The organism is Pantoea sp. Ae19-2, from assembly GCF_059801205.1.
Window position 1 is genome coordinate 955,074 of record NZ_JBCHWE010000001.1, and the last position, 15,582, is coordinate 970,655.

Genomic DNA, 15,582 nt, shown 5'->3' on the forward strand with positions numbered 1-15,582 from the left:
ACTTGAGCGTCACCCGCTAAGCAAGTTTACCCCGTCTGGCTGGTGTAAATTTAAGCAGCGCTGGATCCGCAGGGATCCAGCGCCGAGTTTTTAGATAGAGGTACGGCGGTAGTGGCGGTATTGAGGCAGCCAGAAATTATTGGCGATAGACTGTGAGAGCACGTCTTCTGAAGTCACCACCGCGACGCCCGCGAGCTGGGCAGCTTTGCCCACTTCCATCGCGATAATCTTCGACACGCCCTGAATATCTTTAATTTCAGGCAGAACCGGGCCTTCACCATCGTTCACCAGCGGTGAACAATCCGCAAGAGCACGGCTGGCCGTCATCAGCATGGTATCGGTGACACGCGATGCGCCAGACGCAATCACGCCCAGGCCAATGCCAGGGAAGATGTAGGAGTTATTACACTGCGCGATCGGGTAGGTCTTACCGTTCCACGAAACCGGTGAGAACGGACTACCGGTAGCGACCAGGGCGGCACCATCGGTCCAGGCAATAATGTCTGCCGGCGTGGCCTCAACGCGAGACGTTGGGTTAGAAAGCGGCATCACGATTGGACGTTTGCAATGCTTGTGCATCTCACGGATGATTTCTTCTGTGAACAGCCCAGGCTGACCTGACACACCGATTAAGATGTCTGGCTGTGCGTTACGCACCACGTCCAGCAGTGAGATCGCATCATTTGAGGTATCCCAGTCTTTCAGGTTGTCGCTTTTCTGCACCAGCTTGCTCTGGAAATCGAGCAGGTTAGGCAGTTTGTCGGTCAGCAAACCAAAGCGATCCACCATCATGACGCGACGACGGGCTTCGTCGTCGCTCAGACCTTCCGATTTCATCTGTGCGATGATCTGTTCGGCAATACCACAACCGGCTGAACCCGCGCCCAGGAAGACAACCTTCTGCTCGCACAGGCGGCTGCCTGCTGCACGGCTCGCGGCAATCAGGGTGCCAACGGTGACCGCAGCGGTACCCTGAATGTCATCATTGAAGCAGCACACTTCGTCACGATAGCGCTCCAGCAGTGGCATGGCGTTTTTCTGTGCAAAATCTTCGAACTGCAACAGCACTTTTGGCCAGCGGCGTTTCACGGCCTGAATAAACTCGTTTACAAACTCGTCATATTCTTCGCCCGTGATACGGGGATGGCGCCAGCCCATGTACAGCGGATCGTTGAGCAGCTGCTGGTTATTGGTGCCCACATCCAGCACCACCGGCAGGGTATAAGCCGGGCTGATGCCGCCACAGGCGGTGTACAGTGACAGCTTACCGATTGGAATGCCCATGCCACCGATGCCCTGATCGCCCAGGCCAAGGATGCGCTCACCGTCAGTGACCACAATCACTTTCACATTTTGTTTGGTGGCGTTTTGCAGCATGTCTTCGATGTGCGCACGGTTGGGATAGGAGATGAACACGCCACGCGCGCGGCGATAAATTTCTGAGAAGTGTTCGCAGGCGGCACCGACGGTTGGCGTGTAAATAATCGGCATCATCTCTTCGAGATGGTTGTCCAGCAGACGATAAAACAGCGTTTCGTTGGTATCCTGAATGTTGCGCAGGTAGACATGTTTATCGTTGTTGTTTTTGAAGTCCTGAAACTGACGCCATGCGCGTTTTGCCTGCTCTTCGATGGATTCTACCGCTTCTGGCAGTAAGCCATTGAGGTTAAATTCATTGCGCTCTTCGATGCTGAAGGCACTGCCTTTATTCAGCAGCGGAAATTCCAGCAATATAGGGCCAGCATAAGGAATGTATAGCGGGCGTTTACTTTCGTATTCGAGTTCCATGCAGTCATGCTCCGGTTGCAAGTTTTCCTGGCGCAATAATCAAAGAGTAGGGTGACGCCAGTTTTATTGTGATGACGAAGACCTGGCGCCAGATCCTATGAAATTTCTGGCCGATGTACAGCTTTTGTAAATAAAAGATTTAGAAACTGTTTAAAACCGTGCCTCACCTTACGCTTTTGCCAGCGTAAGGTGCGTCAGGTTATCGCAACCCAGGGCGTGCAGGGTGGCCTGAGTTGCAGAGAACTGATCCAGGGCTGGCTGCGGCGTCTGGGCTAATGCGGCGGCCTGAATATCGTGGCAGGATTCCCCCGCCATATTCAGTAGAATCAGCGCGGCCTGCAAAGGCGGCAGGCTAGGATTGAAGGCGGCGTTTTCTGCATAGCGTCCGCTGAAAATCCGGCCGGAGGCGGTCTGTAACGCCACTCCGCTGAACGCCCGACTGTAAGGCGCATGGCTGCGATTAGCCGCCTTGACGGCGGCCTGAGACAGCGCATCGCCCGTTGCAACATAACCCTGGTCCACATCATCCATCAGGCGTTCGGTGATATTCAGATCGCCTGGGCCGAATGCGTCAGGCAGATAGTGCGCCAACGTATGCACCGCGCGCTGCGGCAGGCTAATGCGAATATCTGTGCCGCTGTTAAGTTCATTCATAAACTGGCGACAGTGACCGCAGGGGGTGTAATTGACAGTAATGGTCTCCAGACGGGATTCACCGCGCAGCCAGGCATGGGTGACGGCGCTCTGTTCAGCATGAACGGTTTGCTGCATGGTCGCGCCGGCAAATTCCATATTGGCGCCGAAATACCAGTTGCCGCTGACGCCGCGCGCAATCGCGCCGACGTTAAAATGTGAAAGCGTGGCAACCGCGCAGGCAGCGGCAACCGGCAGCAGCGCCAGCGCCAGCGCATCGGCATCCAGTTGAGTTTGCTCTTGCAACAAGGTGACCTGATCGGCCTGCAGCATCGCGTCAAATCCCGGCTCGCTCAGCACCGGACGCAGCGCGGTTTGCAGAGTGGCTGGAAGTACTTCAAAGGCAGAGTGGAAACGTGGATGCATGGAAGCCTCATTCAATCATCAGGGCAATGTGCCAGACATCGGTTTATATGTGATCTCTGTCTCTCTGACAATGCAACATGTCTTACAGTTTTCAACTTTGCGAGATCTCTCCCAAAGTTTTAGCCAAACCAGTGCAGCAGCAGCGGGAAAATAAAGGGGGCGAGCAACGAGGTGATGATGCCGCAGATCACCAGCGCCAGCGAGCTGAAGGCACCTTCCTGAAAATCAAGCTCCGCTGCCCTGGCCGTTCCCAACGCATGCGAGGCATTGCCAATCGCCAGCCCGCGTGCGGCTTTGCTTTTCACTCCCAGCAGATTAAGCAACATATGACCAAACACGGCGCCCAGCACGCCCGCAATCAGGACACAAATTGCGCTGATGGCGGGAATGCCGTGCAGTGAGGCTGAAACCGCCATGGCGATCGGCGTGGTAACCGATTTCGGCAAAATCGTGGCGGCGATTTCTGGTGTGGCGCCCATCCACAGCGCGATGGCGGTGCCTGAAATCATCGCCGTCAGGCTGCCGATCACGCAGACGCCAATAATGGATTTCCAGCGGGCGCGAATTTGATGCATCTGCTCATACAGCGGCAGTGCCAGGGCCACGACGGCGGGCTGCAACAGTTGATTCAGTATCTCGCTGCCTGCGAAGTAGCGGGCATAAGGCATGTGCAGTAACAGCAGAAGGGGAATAATCACCGCCATGGAGACCAGAAGCGGGTTCAGCAAGGGAATTTTCAGCGTTGCCGCCAGCTTGCGCGCCAGCAAAAAAGCCCCGACAGTGAGGGGCAATGACCACCAGATATCACTCATCGTTGCCCCCTTTGATCACGGGGCGCGAATGCAGCTTATGCGCGCTTAACCCTACAATGGCCAGGACAGCGAAGGTACTGACAAGACAGGAGACCACAACAGGACCGAACTGCGCGGTAAGAATATCGGTGTAATTCATGACGCCAACGCTGATGGGCACAAACAGCAGCGCCATATAGCGAATAATCAGATGGCAACCCGGTTTGACCCAACGCACGGGCAGGATTTGCGATGCAAGCAGCGCAAACAGAATCAGCATGCCAATAATGCTGCCGGGCAGGGTGATGGGCAGCAGCAGGGCCACGCCGTTTCCGGCATATAAGCAAAGATAGATAATGATAAAAGCGCGCAGATAACGCCAACTCATCGTTAGCACGGTGTGCATGACAGGCTCCTGTTTTTAACGGGGTTTATCATACGCACTAACGGTCAGGCCCGCCAGCAATCAGCGGTGTGGCTGAAGCGCCATCCCCGGCGGTAAACCGCAGAGGATGGCCAACGGACTATTTCACCGGCATGCCGGGCACCGCGCCGCTGTCTACGGACAGGACAAACAGATCTTTGCCGCCGGGACCGGCAGACAGCACCATGCCTTCTGACACGCCAAACCGCATTTTACGCGGCGCAAGGTTGGCCACGATAATGGTCATTTTGCCAACCAGTACCGCCGGATCGGGATAGGCCGCACGAATACCGGAGAAAATCTGGCGCTTCTCGCCGCCTAGATCCAGTTCAAGACGCAGCAGCTTGTCCGAGCCTTCGACGAATTCCGCTTTCTCAATCAGCGCCACGCGCATATCGACTTTGGCAAAATCATCAATGGTAATGGTATCGCCAATCGGCGCATCGGCCAGCGGGCCGGTCGCCGCGGGTTTATTGGCGTCTGCCGCATCCGCTTTTGACGCCTCAATCAGGCCGTCGACCTTCGCCATTTCGATTCGGCCATACAGGGCCTTGAACGGCGCAACCTGATGGTTCAGCAGCGGTTGCTGAATGGCATCCCAGTGCAGCTCAGTGTTCAGGAACGCTTCGGCGCGCGCGCTCAGCGACGGCATGACCGGTTTCAGCCAGGTCATCAGCACCCGGAACAGGTTAATGCCCATCGAGCAAATGGCCTGCAGGTCTGCATCGCGGCCTTCCTGCTTCGCCACCACCCACGGCGCCTGCTCATCCACATAGCGGTTAGCCAGATCGGCCAGCGCCATGATTTCACGAATGGCACGGCCAAATTCACGGCTGGCCCAGGCCTCACCAATCTTCTCAGATGCGTCCAGGAAGGTTTGATACAGCGCCGGATCGGCCAGCTCAGCTGACAGCTTGCCGTCAAAGCGTTTGGTGATAAAACCGGCATTACGTGAGGCCAGGTTGACGACTTTGTTAACGATATCGGCGTTAACGCGCTGAACAAAATCTTCCAGATTCAGGTCGATGTCATCAATGCGTGAAGAGAGCTTGGCCGCATAGTAGTAGCGCAGGCTGTCGGCATCCAGGTGCTGTAACCAGGTGCTGGCTTTGATAAAGGTTCCACGCGACTTCGACATTTTTGCACCGTTGACGGTGACGTAGCCATGCACGAACAGGTTAGTCGGCTTGCGGAAACCGCTGCCTTCCAGCATGGCCGGCCAGAACAGGCTGTGGAAGTAGACAATGTCTTTACCGATGAAGTGATACAGCTCCGTGGTGGAATCCTGCTGCCAGAATTCGTCAAAGTTAATATCGCCACGTCTGTCACACAGGTTCTTAAAGGATCCCATGTAGCCGATAGGCGCATCCAGCCAGACGTAGAAATATTTGCCCGGCGCGCCAGGGATTTCGAAGCCAAAATACGGCGCATCGCGCGAGATATCCCACTGTTGTAGACCGGATTCGAACCACTCCTGCATTTTGTTCGCGACCTGCTCCTGCAGTGCGCCAGAACGGGTCCAGGCACGCAACATCTCACTGAACGAGGGGAGATCGAAGAAGAAATGCTCGGAATCACGCAGCACGGGTGTTGCACCCGACACCACAGATTTCGGATCGATCAGTTCAGTCGGGCTGTAGGTCGCGCTACACACTTCGCAGTTATCGCCGTACTGGTCAGGTGACTTACATTTTGGGCAGGTTCCCTTAACAAAACGGTCAGGCAGGAACATGCCTTTTTCCGGATCGTACAGCTGAGAGATGGTCCGGTTTTTAATGAAACCGTTCTCTTTCAGGCGGCCGTAAATCAGCCCGGCGAGCTCACGGTTCTCATCGCCATGCGTGGAATGGTAATTGTCATAGCTGATGTTGAAACCGGCGAAATCTGTTTCATGCTCCTGCTTCATTTCAGCAATCATCTGCTCCGGCGCAATACCCAGCTGCTGGGCTTTCAGCATGATCGGCGTACCGTGAGCGTCATCGGCGCAGATGAAATAAACCTGATTGCCACGCATTCGCTGATAACGCACCCAAATGTCCGCCTGGATATGCTCGAGCATGTGGCCGAGATGAATTGAGCCGTTTGCGTAAGGCAGGGCGCAGGTTACCAGAATTTTTTTAGCGACTTGAGTCATAGTTTGCGTAGCTTTCAGTTAAGTAAAAAAACGGGCTTAGATGGTAACCGATGGGCACAGCCGCGTAAACATAAGGGATTTCCCGTGCGCGACAGCCCGCGAAACGATCGGCATCTGATAGTATTGTTAGTACATCGCTGAAACACAGCGCAGGCCTAGCAGAAAAAGGAGTGGGGATGACAGCGCAATCCCGGGAACCGCATACACCAGAAGCTTTACGCGCCGTTGTGGCCGGCGTACTGAGCGGCTTTGAACATCCGACGCTTCAACGTAACCTCATTGCACTCAAGGCGTTACACCACGTAGCCCTGTTGGACGGCACGCTGCACATTGAACTGCTGATGCCGTTCGCCTGGAACGGGGCGTTTGAAGAGGTGAAAGCAGAAACCAGTGCTGAGCTGCTGCGCCTCAGTGGCGCGCAGGCTATCGACTGGCGTCTCAGTCATGATATCGCCACCCTGAAGCGGGTTAAAAATCACCCCGGCGTTAACGGCGTGAAGAACATTATTGCCGTCAGCTCTGGCAAAGGCGGCGTGGGTAAATCGAGCACGGCAGTTAATCTGGCCCTGGCGTTAATTGCAGAAGGGGCACGCGTAGGCATTCTGGACGCCGACATTTATGGCCCGTCCGTGCCCAACATGCTGGGGTGTGAAAAAGAGCGGCCAACGTCGCCAGACGGTAAGCATATGGCCCCTGTTATGTCGCACGGGCTGGCAACCAACTCCATCGGTTATCTGGTAACAGATGATAATGCGATGGTCTGGCGCGGCCCGATGGCCAGTAAAGCGCTCATGCAGCTGCTTACCGAAACCCAGTGGCCAGAGCTGGATTATCTGGTGCTGGATATGCCGCCGGGCACCGGCGACATTCAGCTTACGCTGGCGCAAAGCGTACCGGTCACCGGCGCGCTGGTGGTCACCACGCCGCAGGATATTGCGCTTATCGACGCGCGTAAGGGGATGGTAATGTTTGAGAAGGTGAACGTGCCGGTACTGGGCGTTGTGGAAAATATGAGTATTCATATTTGCAGCGAGTGCGGCCATCACGAGCCAATCTTTGGCACCGGCGGCGCGCAACGGCTGGTGGATGACTATGGTACCCGGCTGCTGGCGCAGCTACCGTTGCATATTCACCTGCGTGAAGACCTCGACGATGGCGAACCCACTGTGATCCGTCGTCCACACAGCGAGTTCGCGGCACTTTATCGCCAGCTTGCCGGCCGGGTGGCGGCTCAGCTCTACTGGCAGGGCGAGGTGATTCCGGGCGATATCGCGTTTCGCGCGCTTTAACGCCCGCTGGCCTCGCTGGTGTAGAGCGATGGCTGAGGATAGTGCATCAGCACATAATTCCCCTGTTCGCTCTCACCCTGCGAAATGATTTTCCAGCCGCGCTGCAAATAAAATGTTTGTGCGGCTTTGTTCATTTCCAGGCACTTTAGCGCACCCGTCGAGGTGAAGCGCCCCTGAACCTCATTAAGCAGCGCGCTGCCTACGCCACGGCCCTGATAAGCCGGATCGACATACAGGCTGTGCAGAAAATTATCGTTTTCCATCAGCCCGGCAAACCCCACCCGATGACCGTCCAGTTCTGCAACCAGAACCGTCTCGCCGGGGATGATCTGATCGAAATCTTCAAGCTGCCAGTCCTCGTTTTCAATCCAGTCCCAGTTATGGCGGCGTGCCGCCAGATACAAGGTTCGCAGAAAAGGGCGGTCAGCCTCAGTAAACAGTCGAATATGCACATCGCGCTCCATTAATCCTTTTTAACAAACATGGCAGGGATTGCCAAAAAAGCAAAAGCAGAACAAATGTCATCTCTTTCACTGTACACTGCTGGGCGGTGCCTTTCGGGGAGACAGGAACGGGTGGTGAATTTCAGGCGCTGGATTTCACGCATAAGCAAGTAAAACGTGATTTCGCAGCGAGCGTTGCCGCCGTAAAGTCGGTTTTTTCCCTGAAAGATCAAGACGATCGGCGTTTGATAGCTTTCGTTTATTTTATTGATAACGAGGGCTTATTAGATGTTGGCCCGAAAAATTTGTAATCTGCATCACATATTCTAAAGGAGGCCATCACATGTCCATTATCAATACCAAAATTAAGCCGTTCAAAAACAGCGCATTCAAAAACGGCGAATTCATTGATGTAACCGAGAAAGACGTTGAAGGTAAATGGAGTGTTTTCTTCTTCTATCCTGCTGACTTCACTTTCGTTTGCCCAACCGAACTGGGCGACGTAGCGGATCACTACGAAGAGTTCCAGAAAATGGGCGTGGACATCTATTCCGTGTCTACCGATACCCACTTTACCCACAAAGCCTGGCACGGTTCTTCCGACACCATCGCGAAAATCAAATATGCGATGATTGGTGACCCAACTGGCGCGCTGACCCGCAACTTCGACATCATGCGCGAAGACGAAGGTCTGGCGGATCGTGGTACGTTTATCGTTGATCCACAGGGCGTGATCCAGGCAGTAGAAATCACTGCTGAAGGTATCGGCCGTGACGCGTCTGATCTGCTGCGCAAAGTGAAAGCGGCACAGTATGTGGCGTCTCACCCAGGTGAAGTGTGCCCGGCGAAATGGAAAGAAGGTGATGCCACTCTGGCACCGTCTCTGGACCTGGTTGGCAAAATCTAATTTCGCATCGATACGTCGATCATTTTCTCATCGGGTGCTGCGGCACCCGATTTTTTGACCAGGAACTCACTATGCTTGATACCAATTTAAAAACACAGCTCAAAGCCTATCTTGAGAAACTCACCAAGCCTGTGGAGTTGATTGCGACGCTGGATGATGGCGCGAAATCAACGGAGATTCGCAATTTGTTGGTCGATATCGCGAGCCTGTCTGACAAGGTCAGCTTTCGTGAAGAGAACGATCGTCAGGTGCGTAAGCCCTCGTTTTTAATTACTAACCCAGGCGCTGATCAGGGGCCGCGTTTTGCCGGTTCGCCGCTGGGTCATGAATTTACCTCACTGGTACTGGCACTGCTACAGACCGGTGGGCATCCCTCTAAAGAAGCGCAAAGCCTGCTCGACCAGATTGCGGCGCTGGATGGGGATTTCCATTTCGAAACCTATTATTCACTGTCGTGCCACAACTGTCCGGATGTGGTGCAGGCATTAAATCTGATGGCGGTGTTAAACCCACGCATCAGCCACACCGCCATTGACGGTGGCCTGTTCCAGAATGAAATTCAGGAACGCAATGTGATGGGCGTGCCCGCTGTCTATCTGAATGGCAAAGAATTCGGTCAGGGCCGCATGAGCCTGGCGGAGATTGTCAGCAAAGTCGACACCAATGCAGATAAGCGTGCCGCAGAAGAGCTGAACAAGCGTGAGGCTTACGAGGTTCTGATCGTGGGCAGCGGTCCGGCGGGCGCCGCCGCGGCTATCTACTCCGCACGTAAAGGGATTCGCACCGCGTTACTGGGCGAGCGCTTTGGTGGACAGGTGTTGGATACAGTCGATATTGAAAACTACATTTCCGTACAGAAAACGGAAGGGGCCAAACTGGCCGGTGCCCTGCGCGCTCACGTGGATGATTACAACGTTGACATCATTGACAGCCAGAGCGCGATTAAACTGATTCCCTCAGCGGTGAAAGGCGGCCTGCACGCTATTGAAACGGCCTCCGGCGCGGTGCTGAAATCGCGCAGTATCATTCTTGCCACCGGTGCGCGCTGGCGCAACATGGGCGTGCCTGGCGAAGAGCAATATCGCACCAAAGGCGTGACGTACTGCCCACACTGCGACGGCCCGCTGTTTAAAGGCAAACGCACGGCGGTCATTGGCGGCGGTAACTCCGGCGTAGAAGCCGCAATCGATCTGGCGGGCATTGTTGAACACGTGACGCTGCTGGAGTTCGCCAGTGAAATGCGTGCAGATAAAGTGCTGCAGGACAAACTGCGCAGCCTGAAAAACGTGGATGTGATTCTGAATGCACAAACCACGGAAGTGAAAGGCGATGGCAGTAAGGTGACGGGCCTGCAATATCTGGATCGCACTAACCAGACTACTCATGAGCTGGCGCTGTCGGGCATTTTCGTGCAGATCGGTCTGCTGCCTAACACCAACTGGCTGGAAGGCGCGGTTGAGCGCAACAAGATGGGCGAAATCATGATCGATGCGAAATGTGAAACCAGCCTGAAAGGCGTTTTCGCCGCAGGGGACTGCACCACCGTTCCTTATAAGCAGATCATCATCGCCAGCGGTGAAGGAGCAAAAGCCTCACTGAGCGCGTTTGATTACCTGATTCGCACCCAGCCTGCGCACTAAGTTTTACGCGTAAGACGAAAGCCCTGTAACCTGTGTTGCGGGGCTTTTTAATATCCGGCCAGCGTCATCAGCATCATCCATAACGGTGTAGTAATGGCAGCAAAAAGCGTGGAAAACAGCATGCTCGCGGCCGTCGGTCCGGTTATCACATTAAATTTCTGCGACATCAGATAGACGTTCACGCCCACCGCCATGGATCCCAGCAGCACCACCACTTTGCTTTCCAGCGCGGGTAACCCGGTCAGCCAGGCAATAGCCCAGACGCACAGCGGTTGCAGAATCAGTTTCAACGCACAGATGGTGTAACTCTCTTTTAAGCCTTCCCGAATCCGGTAGTGCGCCAGGCTCATGCCAAGGGTAATCAGGGACAGAGGCGCGGCAATCGATGCCAGCATGCGTAGGGGTTCAGCGGCAATAACGGGAAGCGGCCGCTGTAGCAGACTCCAGGTCGTGCCGGACAAAATACCAATGATTAATGGGTTTTTCAGCACGCTGATCAAGGTTCGTTTAAACCCCCCCAGTGAGAAACTGCCCTGTTTGGACCACTCCACCGATACCGTCAGCAAGGTCCAGAGAATCAGGCTGTTAAACACCAGCACCAGCGCGACGGAGGGGAGTGCCGCTTGACCAAGCAGGACGGTAGCAACCGGAATCCCCAGCATCACGTTGTTCGAGAACACGCCGCCCAGGGCAAAAACCGATCCGGCTACGCCATCCAACTGAAACAGGCGCGATGCGACAATCCGTCCCACAATGAAGACCAACAGGCAACTGCCAAAAAACGCCAGCAGCAGGCGTACATCGACCGGTGGACTGTTATAAAAATCACTCATGATGCGAAACAGCATGCAGGGCAGGGCGACATTGAACACAAAACGGTTCATGCCTTCGCTGACGGTAACGGGCCATCTGCCAAACCGGATAAGGCAGAATCCCAGAAAAATCAGGATAAACAACGGGGCGGAAAGGTAGATCTGGTGTCCTAGTGTATCCAGCAGGAATGGCATAAGTGTAAGCAATCCAGTGACTCAGTAACCGCAAGACTATCAAATTGCTTCAACCACGTAACCTGGCAAAACAGGGCGCGCGGTCAGCCAGATCATCCCAGCCAGCGACGCGCCTGATCATCACTGATATCGCGGTAATAAACCCGATGGATAACCGTATCGCAACATTGGCAGCGGGCAGAAAGATAGGTGGAATAATAATATCGGCCAGAAGGAGAAACCGCACCCTGACGGGTGATACTAATGTCGGTCCATCGGTGACGATGAGGAATAAGCGCTAAGAATCGCATCATGCTTCCTGTAAAGGATGAAGTGTTCTGGTAATTTTTAACTATATTATTTGAATATTTATTGTTGCGATGTTGTAGGCAGGCTTGTTAATTTCCGGGCGATGTAATAATGGTGAAAAATATTACTTAATAGTGTTAATAACTCTACTGCTATTACTTGAGAATTTTTAGCCCGCAGCATTAAGCCTTTTTTTGTAGGGAAGGGAGTTGATCCAGATCATGCAAAAGGTTGCAGAGAATTTTTCATATCAACGCAAAGCTTTGCAGAGAGAAACCATAAGGTGATGACGACCCTGATCAGTTGAACAGGCGTTAACGCCATAACGTATCCTGAAGATAGAAGTGGCCAATCAACGGTTGGGTCACGATACTAAGCTCGGGATCACGTTTTTTGAACAGCGGTCAAAAATGCACTCGGCTTGCCACTGACCTTCAGGTGCATAGACGAGATCGGTAAATCCCTCATTAAACTCATCCCATTTTATGATGACTGGCTGATGAGTGTAGTATTGTGCAATATCAAAAAGGGGATAATAACTGGGGTAAATAAAAAAGAGCTTGATATAGTTAATTTCTGTGAGAGAAAGGAACACTAAGCCAGCGAAAATGAATGGCAGGGAAATAACTTTCGCGACATCTTTCCAACGGCGTTCCCAAATAGATGCAACAAGTTCGCATATTAACCACATTGCCCAACTTATTAATATTAAAGTGCCCCCTATTAAAGAAAAGATAAATGTACCAGAAGACACAGATGTATAAGCCATAATCATCAGGAGTGCAATCACACAATCAGCGGTAAGCTAATTAAGCCTTTGATATTAGATGGCGCTTCATCGTCTTTTTGCATTTTTTATTACTCATCATCGGTAATGTTATTCAGCAGGATCGTGATTGAACGTCTGGCTTCGCTATTCGCCGTATCCGCCGGCATGTTAAACGCATGTTGGTAGTAGTGTGTCAGCTCAATAAGGCTATTCTGGTAGCCTTCAGTATGCTGCTTGATAAACTGCTGTGCGTCGTCAGATAAGCTATTTTTTCCGTATTGGATGGACTTTAAAAACTTCATGCTGTGACTTAACGTGGCTGAAATTTCCGCCCGTGTAATGGCATAAATTGTAAAACGAATGGTCCCTGTGCTAACAGGGGTGGCATCTTCCGCCAGATGAATAAATTGCTTAAACAACGGCAGTGTGGGTTGAGTTTGTTCGCAGTCACTGATGGGGGTTCGGCTGTCAATTGCACCACCGGCCAGCGGTTCCAGCCAGACGATATTTTGTGGATGCCGTAAAAATGCCTCGCAGGGGATAATAAGTGATTCTGGATTATTTTCGGCAATGAGCCAGAGAAACATGCCGAAGTTGTTGGTATTTTCTGCTGCGCTTTCTGCATCAGGAATTTTATCTTCGAATATGTGGTTATCTGTTACTTCGAAAGCGGGTCGAATGAGTTCGGTGACCTTATTATGCCTGGTTGAACCTGCTGGAAGAGAAGTAAACTGATAAATCGCTTCGTATATGTTCACTAACTCGGGATTTGTTTTACGGATTTGCTTAATGGCTTCGCCATGATGGGTATAAAGAACCATGACAGCGAGTTCAAAAAGCCGTTGATCGTAGTATCCTTCAATGCGTTTTTCTTGAGGGTCAGTGAGACACATTTTAGTCAGGTTTTTTAACCATTGCCGTTGTGCGGTAATGAGCCCCGAAGGTCCGGCCGTGGCGTTTTTTTTCGCGAGATCAAAAAAATGCGCCATTAACCGATCTTTTGCCGATAACGTCTGGCTCTGACAAATCACCTTTTCGATTGCGCTGGGATGCGCACATGAAAAACTGGGGGCGGCACTCGCCTGAAATGCCAGCATCAATCCTGACATGAGTAACGCCAGTTTTATAAAATATGCGACCAGGCTGAAGCCAGTTTTCATCAGGATACTCTGAGTAAATAATTGTTATCTCAAGAATAAGCCCAAGAAGGCGTGTTGAATATAAACCCGGATTAAACGATCTGATTTGATGCGGGCAAGGTTGCTTTGCCAGTGGCTCAACCTTATGCTGATGACGGGTAAAGTGAATTTACCTGACGACTCGGGGTGCCCTTCTTTGTGAAGGCTGAGAAAAACCCGTATTACCTGATCTGGATAATGCCAGCGTAGGGAAGTCTGATGCCTGACCGCATTCGCCTTCTTGTCCGCCGGTTGGGAGCTCTGATGACACATCAACCGCAACACCTTTCTGATGCGCAATGCGCGCCCATTCTGCAACAGTTTCGCCGTCAGTCACCGCTGGTGCACTGTATGACCAACGATGTGGTGCAAACGCTAACGGCTAACGTTTTACTCGCCCTTAATGCCTCTCCGGCCATGGTCATCGACGCTGACGAAGCGGCGCAGTTTAGCGCGCTTGCCGATGCGCTGCTTATCAATGTCGGTACGCTAACCCACGATCGTAAGCAAGCGATGCAGGCTGCGGTGCTTGCAGCAAACCAGGCGGGCACGCCATGGACACTGGATCCGGTGGCGGTCGGCGCGCTGACGCTGCGCACCGCGTTTTGCAAGCAGCTACTCGCGCAGTCGCCTGCAGTGGTTCGCGGCAATGCCTCAGAGATTCTGGCGCTGGCGCAGCAGGCAGAAGGCGGACGCGGTGTTGACAGCCTGCATTCGGCCGAAGCCGCGCTGCAGGCTGCCCAACAGCTGGCAAAAGCTTTTGATACCTGTGTCGTCGTAACCGGCGAAGTAGACTATGTCACCGATGGACAGCGAACCTGGGCGATTACGGGCGGCTCGCCGTTAATGACGCGGGTGGTCGGCACCGGCTGTGCGCTTTCAGCGGTGGTGGCGGCCTTTGCCTGTTTGCCAGGTGACCGACTGATCAACATCGCCTGCGCCTGTCGGGTGATGGCGCTGGCTGGAGAAAAGGCCGCGCAGGATGCAGATGGACCGGGTAGCTTTGCGCCTGTTTTCCTGGATGCACTCTGGACGCTGGAGGCACCTGATGAAACGCATTAATGCCCTGACGATTGCAGGGACCGATCCCAGCGGCGGGGCCGGTATCCAGGCCGATCTGAAAACCTTCTCTGCACTGGGCGCGTACGGTACCAGTGTGATCACGGCGCTGGTGGCGCAGAATACCTGCGGTGTGCAGTCGGTATACCGTGTTGCGCCAGAATTTGTGACCGCCCAATTGGACTCGGTGCTGGATGATGTGCGCATCGACAGTGCGAAGATTGGCATGCTGTCTGAAACAGAAATTGTCGAGCGGGTGGCCCATGGCCTGCAGCGGCGGGAAATTCCCTTTGTGGTGCTGGATACGGTGATGGTGGCTAAAAGCGGCGATGCCCTGCTGAATCCGGATGCGATTGCCTGTGTGCGAGATCGTTTATTGCCACAGGTCTCATTGATTACGCCAAACCTGCCCGAAGCCGCTGCACTGCTGGGATGCCAGGTTGCCCTCAATGAAGATGAGATGCTCACCCAGGGCAAAGCGCTACTGGCGCTGGGTTGCCAGGCAGTGCTGATGAAAGGCGGTCATCTCGATGGTGATGAAAGCCCGGACTGGCTGCTAACCCGGGCAGGGCGTCAGCGCTTTAGCAGCGTACGGGTAAACACGCGTCATACGCACGGCACCGGCTGTACGCTGTCCGCCGCGCTCGCGGCCTTACGTCCCCGGCATGACAGCTGGGAAGCGACGATCAGTGAAGCGAAAGCCTGGCTGCAGCAGGCATTACTGGCGGCAGATTCGCTGGAAGTGGGCAACGGGATTGGGCCGGTGCACCATTTCCATCAGTGGTGGTAGCCCATCGTGTTTCGCC

General features: G+C 53.6%; 15 protein-coding genes and 1 riboswitch. Of the genes, 5 read left to right on the top strand and 10 right to left on the bottom strand.

Annotated features, from left to right (window positions below; genetic code table 11):
- Positions 1–90 precede the first annotated feature (90 nt).
- The 5 genes from AAIE03_RS04470 to metG all read right to left on the bottom strand — a co-directional run bounded on the left by AAIE03_RS04470 (position 91) and on the right by metG (position 6,196).
- Positions 91–1,788 carry an NAD-dependent malic enzyme gene (locus AAIE03_RS04470; protein WP_014594107.1) on the bottom strand — a complete coding sequence of 566 codons (1,698 nt, stop codon included), beginning with the start codon at positions 1,786–1,788 and terminating at the stop codon, positions 91–93.
- 168 nt (positions 1,789–1,956) lie between these two features.
- Entirely contained in the window at positions 1,957–2,847 is an 891-nt protein-coding gene (gene cdd, locus AAIE03_RS04475) for a cytidine deaminase (RefSeq protein ID WP_014594106.1), read from the bottom strand.
- 119 nt (positions 2,848–2,966) lie between these two features.
- Positions 2,967–3,659 carry a CidB/LrgB family autolysis modulator gene (locus AAIE03_RS04480; RefSeq protein ID WP_014594105.1) on the bottom strand — a complete coding sequence of 231 codons (693 nt, stop codon included), beginning with the start codon at positions 3,657–3,659 and terminating at the stop codon, positions 2,967–2,969.
- Complete coding sequence (locus AAIE03_RS04485; RefSeq protein WP_014605429.1) at positions 3,652–4,044, bottom strand: CidA/LrgA family protein; 393 nt, start codon at positions 4,042–4,044, stop codon at positions 3,652–3,654. The genes AAIE03_RS04480 and AAIE03_RS04485 overlap by 8 nt, the downstream gene beginning before the upstream one ends.
- Positions 4,045–4,162: 118 nt before the next feature.
- Complete coding sequence (metG, locus tag AAIE03_RS04490) at positions 4,163–6,196, bottom strand: methionine--tRNA ligase (protein ID WP_263751767.1); 2,034 nt, start codon at positions 6,194–6,196, stop codon at positions 4,163–4,165.
- Positions 6,197–6,372: 176 nt separating this feature from the next.
- Here metG and apbC point away from each other — a divergent pair, with 176 nt between their 5' ends.
- The gene (gene apbC / locus AAIE03_RS04495; RefSeq protein ID WP_014594102.1) at positions 6,373–7,485 is read left to right on the top strand and encodes an iron-sulfur cluster carrier protein ApbC; all 1,113 of its coding nucleotides are present in this window, start codon (positions 6,373–6,375) and stop codon (positions 7,483–7,485) included.
- Here apbC and AAIE03_RS04500 read toward each other — a convergent pair.
- Positions 7,482–7,949 carry a GNAT family N-acetyltransferase gene (locus AAIE03_RS04500; RefSeq protein ID WP_014594101.1) on the bottom strand — a complete coding sequence of 156 codons (468 nt, stop codon included), beginning with the start codon at positions 7,947–7,949 and terminating at the stop codon, positions 7,482–7,484. The two genes, apbC and AAIE03_RS04500, sit on opposite strands and share 4 nt — an antisense overlap.
- Before the next feature lie 322 nt (positions 7,950–8,271).
- Between AAIE03_RS04500 and ahpC the strand changes: the two genes are divergently transcribed.
- Positions 8,272–8,835 (top strand): alkyl hydroperoxide reductase subunit C, encoded by a 564-nt coding sequence (ahpC, locus tag AAIE03_RS04505; RefSeq protein WP_013026408.1) that lies wholly within the window; start codon positions 8,272–8,274, stop codon positions 8,833–8,835.
- 71 nt (positions 8,836–8,906) lie between these two features.
- Entirely contained in the window at positions 8,907–10,475 is a 1,569-nt protein-coding gene (gene ahpF, locus AAIE03_RS04510) for an alkyl hydroperoxide reductase subunit F (RefSeq protein WP_014594100.1), read from the top strand.
- A gap of 47 nt (positions 10,476–10,522) precedes the next feature.
- Here the strand turns inward: ahpF and AAIE03_RS04515 are convergent, their stop codons facing one another.
- From AAIE03_RS04515 to AAIE03_RS04530, 4 genes are all read right to left on the bottom strand, one after another.
- Positions 10,523–11,482, bottom strand: coding sequence for an AEC family transporter (locus AAIE03_RS04515; protein WP_014605433.1), 960 nt, complete (start codon positions 11,480–11,482; stop codon positions 10,523–10,525).
- A gap of 92 nt (positions 11,483–11,574) precedes the next feature.
- The gene (locus AAIE03_RS04520; RefSeq protein ID WP_072138160.1) at positions 11,575–11,772 is read right to left on the bottom strand and encodes a hypothetical protein; all 198 of its coding nucleotides are present in this window, start codon (positions 11,770–11,772) and stop codon (positions 11,575–11,577) included.
- Between the two features lie 362 nt (positions 11,773–12,134).
- Positions 12,135–12,539 carry a hypothetical protein gene (locus AAIE03_RS04525; protein ID WP_246875211.1) on the bottom strand — a complete coding sequence of 135 codons (405 nt, stop codon included), beginning with the start codon at positions 12,537–12,539 and terminating at the stop codon, positions 12,135–12,137.
- Positions 12,540–12,628: 89 nt separating this feature from the next.
- Positions 12,629–13,699: a lysozyme inhibitor LprI family protein gene (locus tag AAIE03_RS04530; RefSeq protein WP_019106536.1), complete on the bottom strand. Its 1,071-nt coding sequence runs from the start codon at positions 13,697–13,699 to the stop codon at positions 12,629–12,631.
- Positions 13,700–13,850: 151 nt separating this feature from the next.
- Positions 13,851–13,947, top strand: a riboswitch (TPP riboswitch).
- On the opposite strand from AAIE03_RS04530, the gene thiM reads away from it, so the two are divergent.
- Positions 13,937–14,779: a hydroxyethylthiazole kinase gene (gene thiM / locus AAIE03_RS04535; protein WP_498562820.1), complete on the top strand. Its 843-nt coding sequence runs from the start codon at positions 13,937–13,939 to the stop codon at positions 14,777–14,779. It overlaps the preceding riboswitch by 11 nt.
- Positions 14,766–15,566 (top strand): bifunctional hydroxymethylpyrimidine kinase/phosphomethylpyrimidine kinase, encoded by an 801-nt coding sequence (thiD, locus tag AAIE03_RS04540; protein WP_019106534.1) that lies wholly within the window; start codon positions 14,766–14,768, stop codon positions 15,564–15,566. Before thiM ends, thiD begins: the two co-directional genes overlap by 14 nt.
- Positions 15,567–15,582 lie beyond the last annotated feature (16 nt).

What these genes read in the sequence shown, in the direction of transcription:
- thiM (WP_498562820.1), top strand. Translation starts at nt 13,937, where the DNA reads ATGCCTGACCGCATTCGCCTTCTTGTCCGCCGGTTGGGAGCTCTGATG.
- AAIE03_RS04520 (WP_072138160.1), bottom strand. Translation starts at nt 11,772, where the DNA reads ATGCGATTCTTAGCGCTTATTCCTCATCGTCACCGATGGACCGACATT.
- AAIE03_RS04500 (WP_014594101.1), bottom strand. Translation starts at nt 7,949, where the DNA reads ATGGAGCGCGATGTGCATATTCGACTGTTTACTGAGGCTGACCGCCCT.
- cdd (WP_014594106.1), bottom strand. Translation starts at nt 2,847, where the DNA reads ATGCATCCACGTTTCCACTCTGCCTTTGAAGTACTTCCAGCCACTCTG.
- AAIE03_RS04485 (WP_014605429.1), bottom strand. Translation starts at nt 4,044, where the DNA reads ATGCACACCGTGCTAACGATGAGTTGGCGTTATCTGCGCGCTTTTATC.
- thiD (WP_019106534.1), top strand. Translation starts at nt 14,766, where the DNA reads ATGAAACGCATTAATGCCCTGACGATTGCAGGGACCGATCCCAGCGGC.
- AAIE03_RS04480 (WP_014594105.1), bottom strand. Translation starts at nt 3,659, where the DNA reads ATGAGTGATATCTGGTGGTCATTGCCCCTCACTGTCGGGGCTTTTTTG.
- AAIE03_RS04525 (WP_246875211.1), bottom strand. Translation starts at nt 12,539, where the DNA reads ATGGCTTATACATCTGTGTCTTCTGGTACATTTATCTTTTCTTTAATA.
- AAIE03_RS04515 (WP_014605433.1), bottom strand. Translation starts at nt 11,482, where the DNA reads ATGCCATTCCTGCTGGATACACTAGGACACCAGATCTACCTTTCCGCC.
- ahpC (WP_013026408.1), top strand. Translation starts at nt 8,272, where the DNA reads ATGTCCATTATCAATACCAAAATTAAGCCGTTCAAAAACAGCGCATTC.
- ahpF (WP_014594100.1), top strand. Translation starts at nt 8,907, where the DNA reads ATGCTTGATACCAATTTAAAAACACAGCTCAAAGCCTATCTTGAGAAA.
- AAIE03_RS04470 (WP_014594107.1), bottom strand. Translation starts at nt 1,788, where the DNA reads ATGGAACTCGAATACGAAAGTAAACGCCCGCTATACATTCCTTATGCT.
- AAIE03_RS04530 (WP_019106536.1), bottom strand. Translation starts at nt 13,699, where the DNA reads ATGAAAACTGGCTTCAGCCTGGTCGCATATTTTATAAAACTGGCGTTA.
- metG (WP_263751767.1), bottom strand. Translation starts at nt 6,196, where the DNA reads ATGACTCAAGTCGCTAAAAAAATTCTGGTAACCTGCGCCCTGCCTTAC.
- apbC (WP_014594102.1), top strand. Translation starts at nt 6,373, where the DNA reads ATGACAGCGCAATCCCGGGAACCGCATACACCAGAAGCTTTACGCGCC.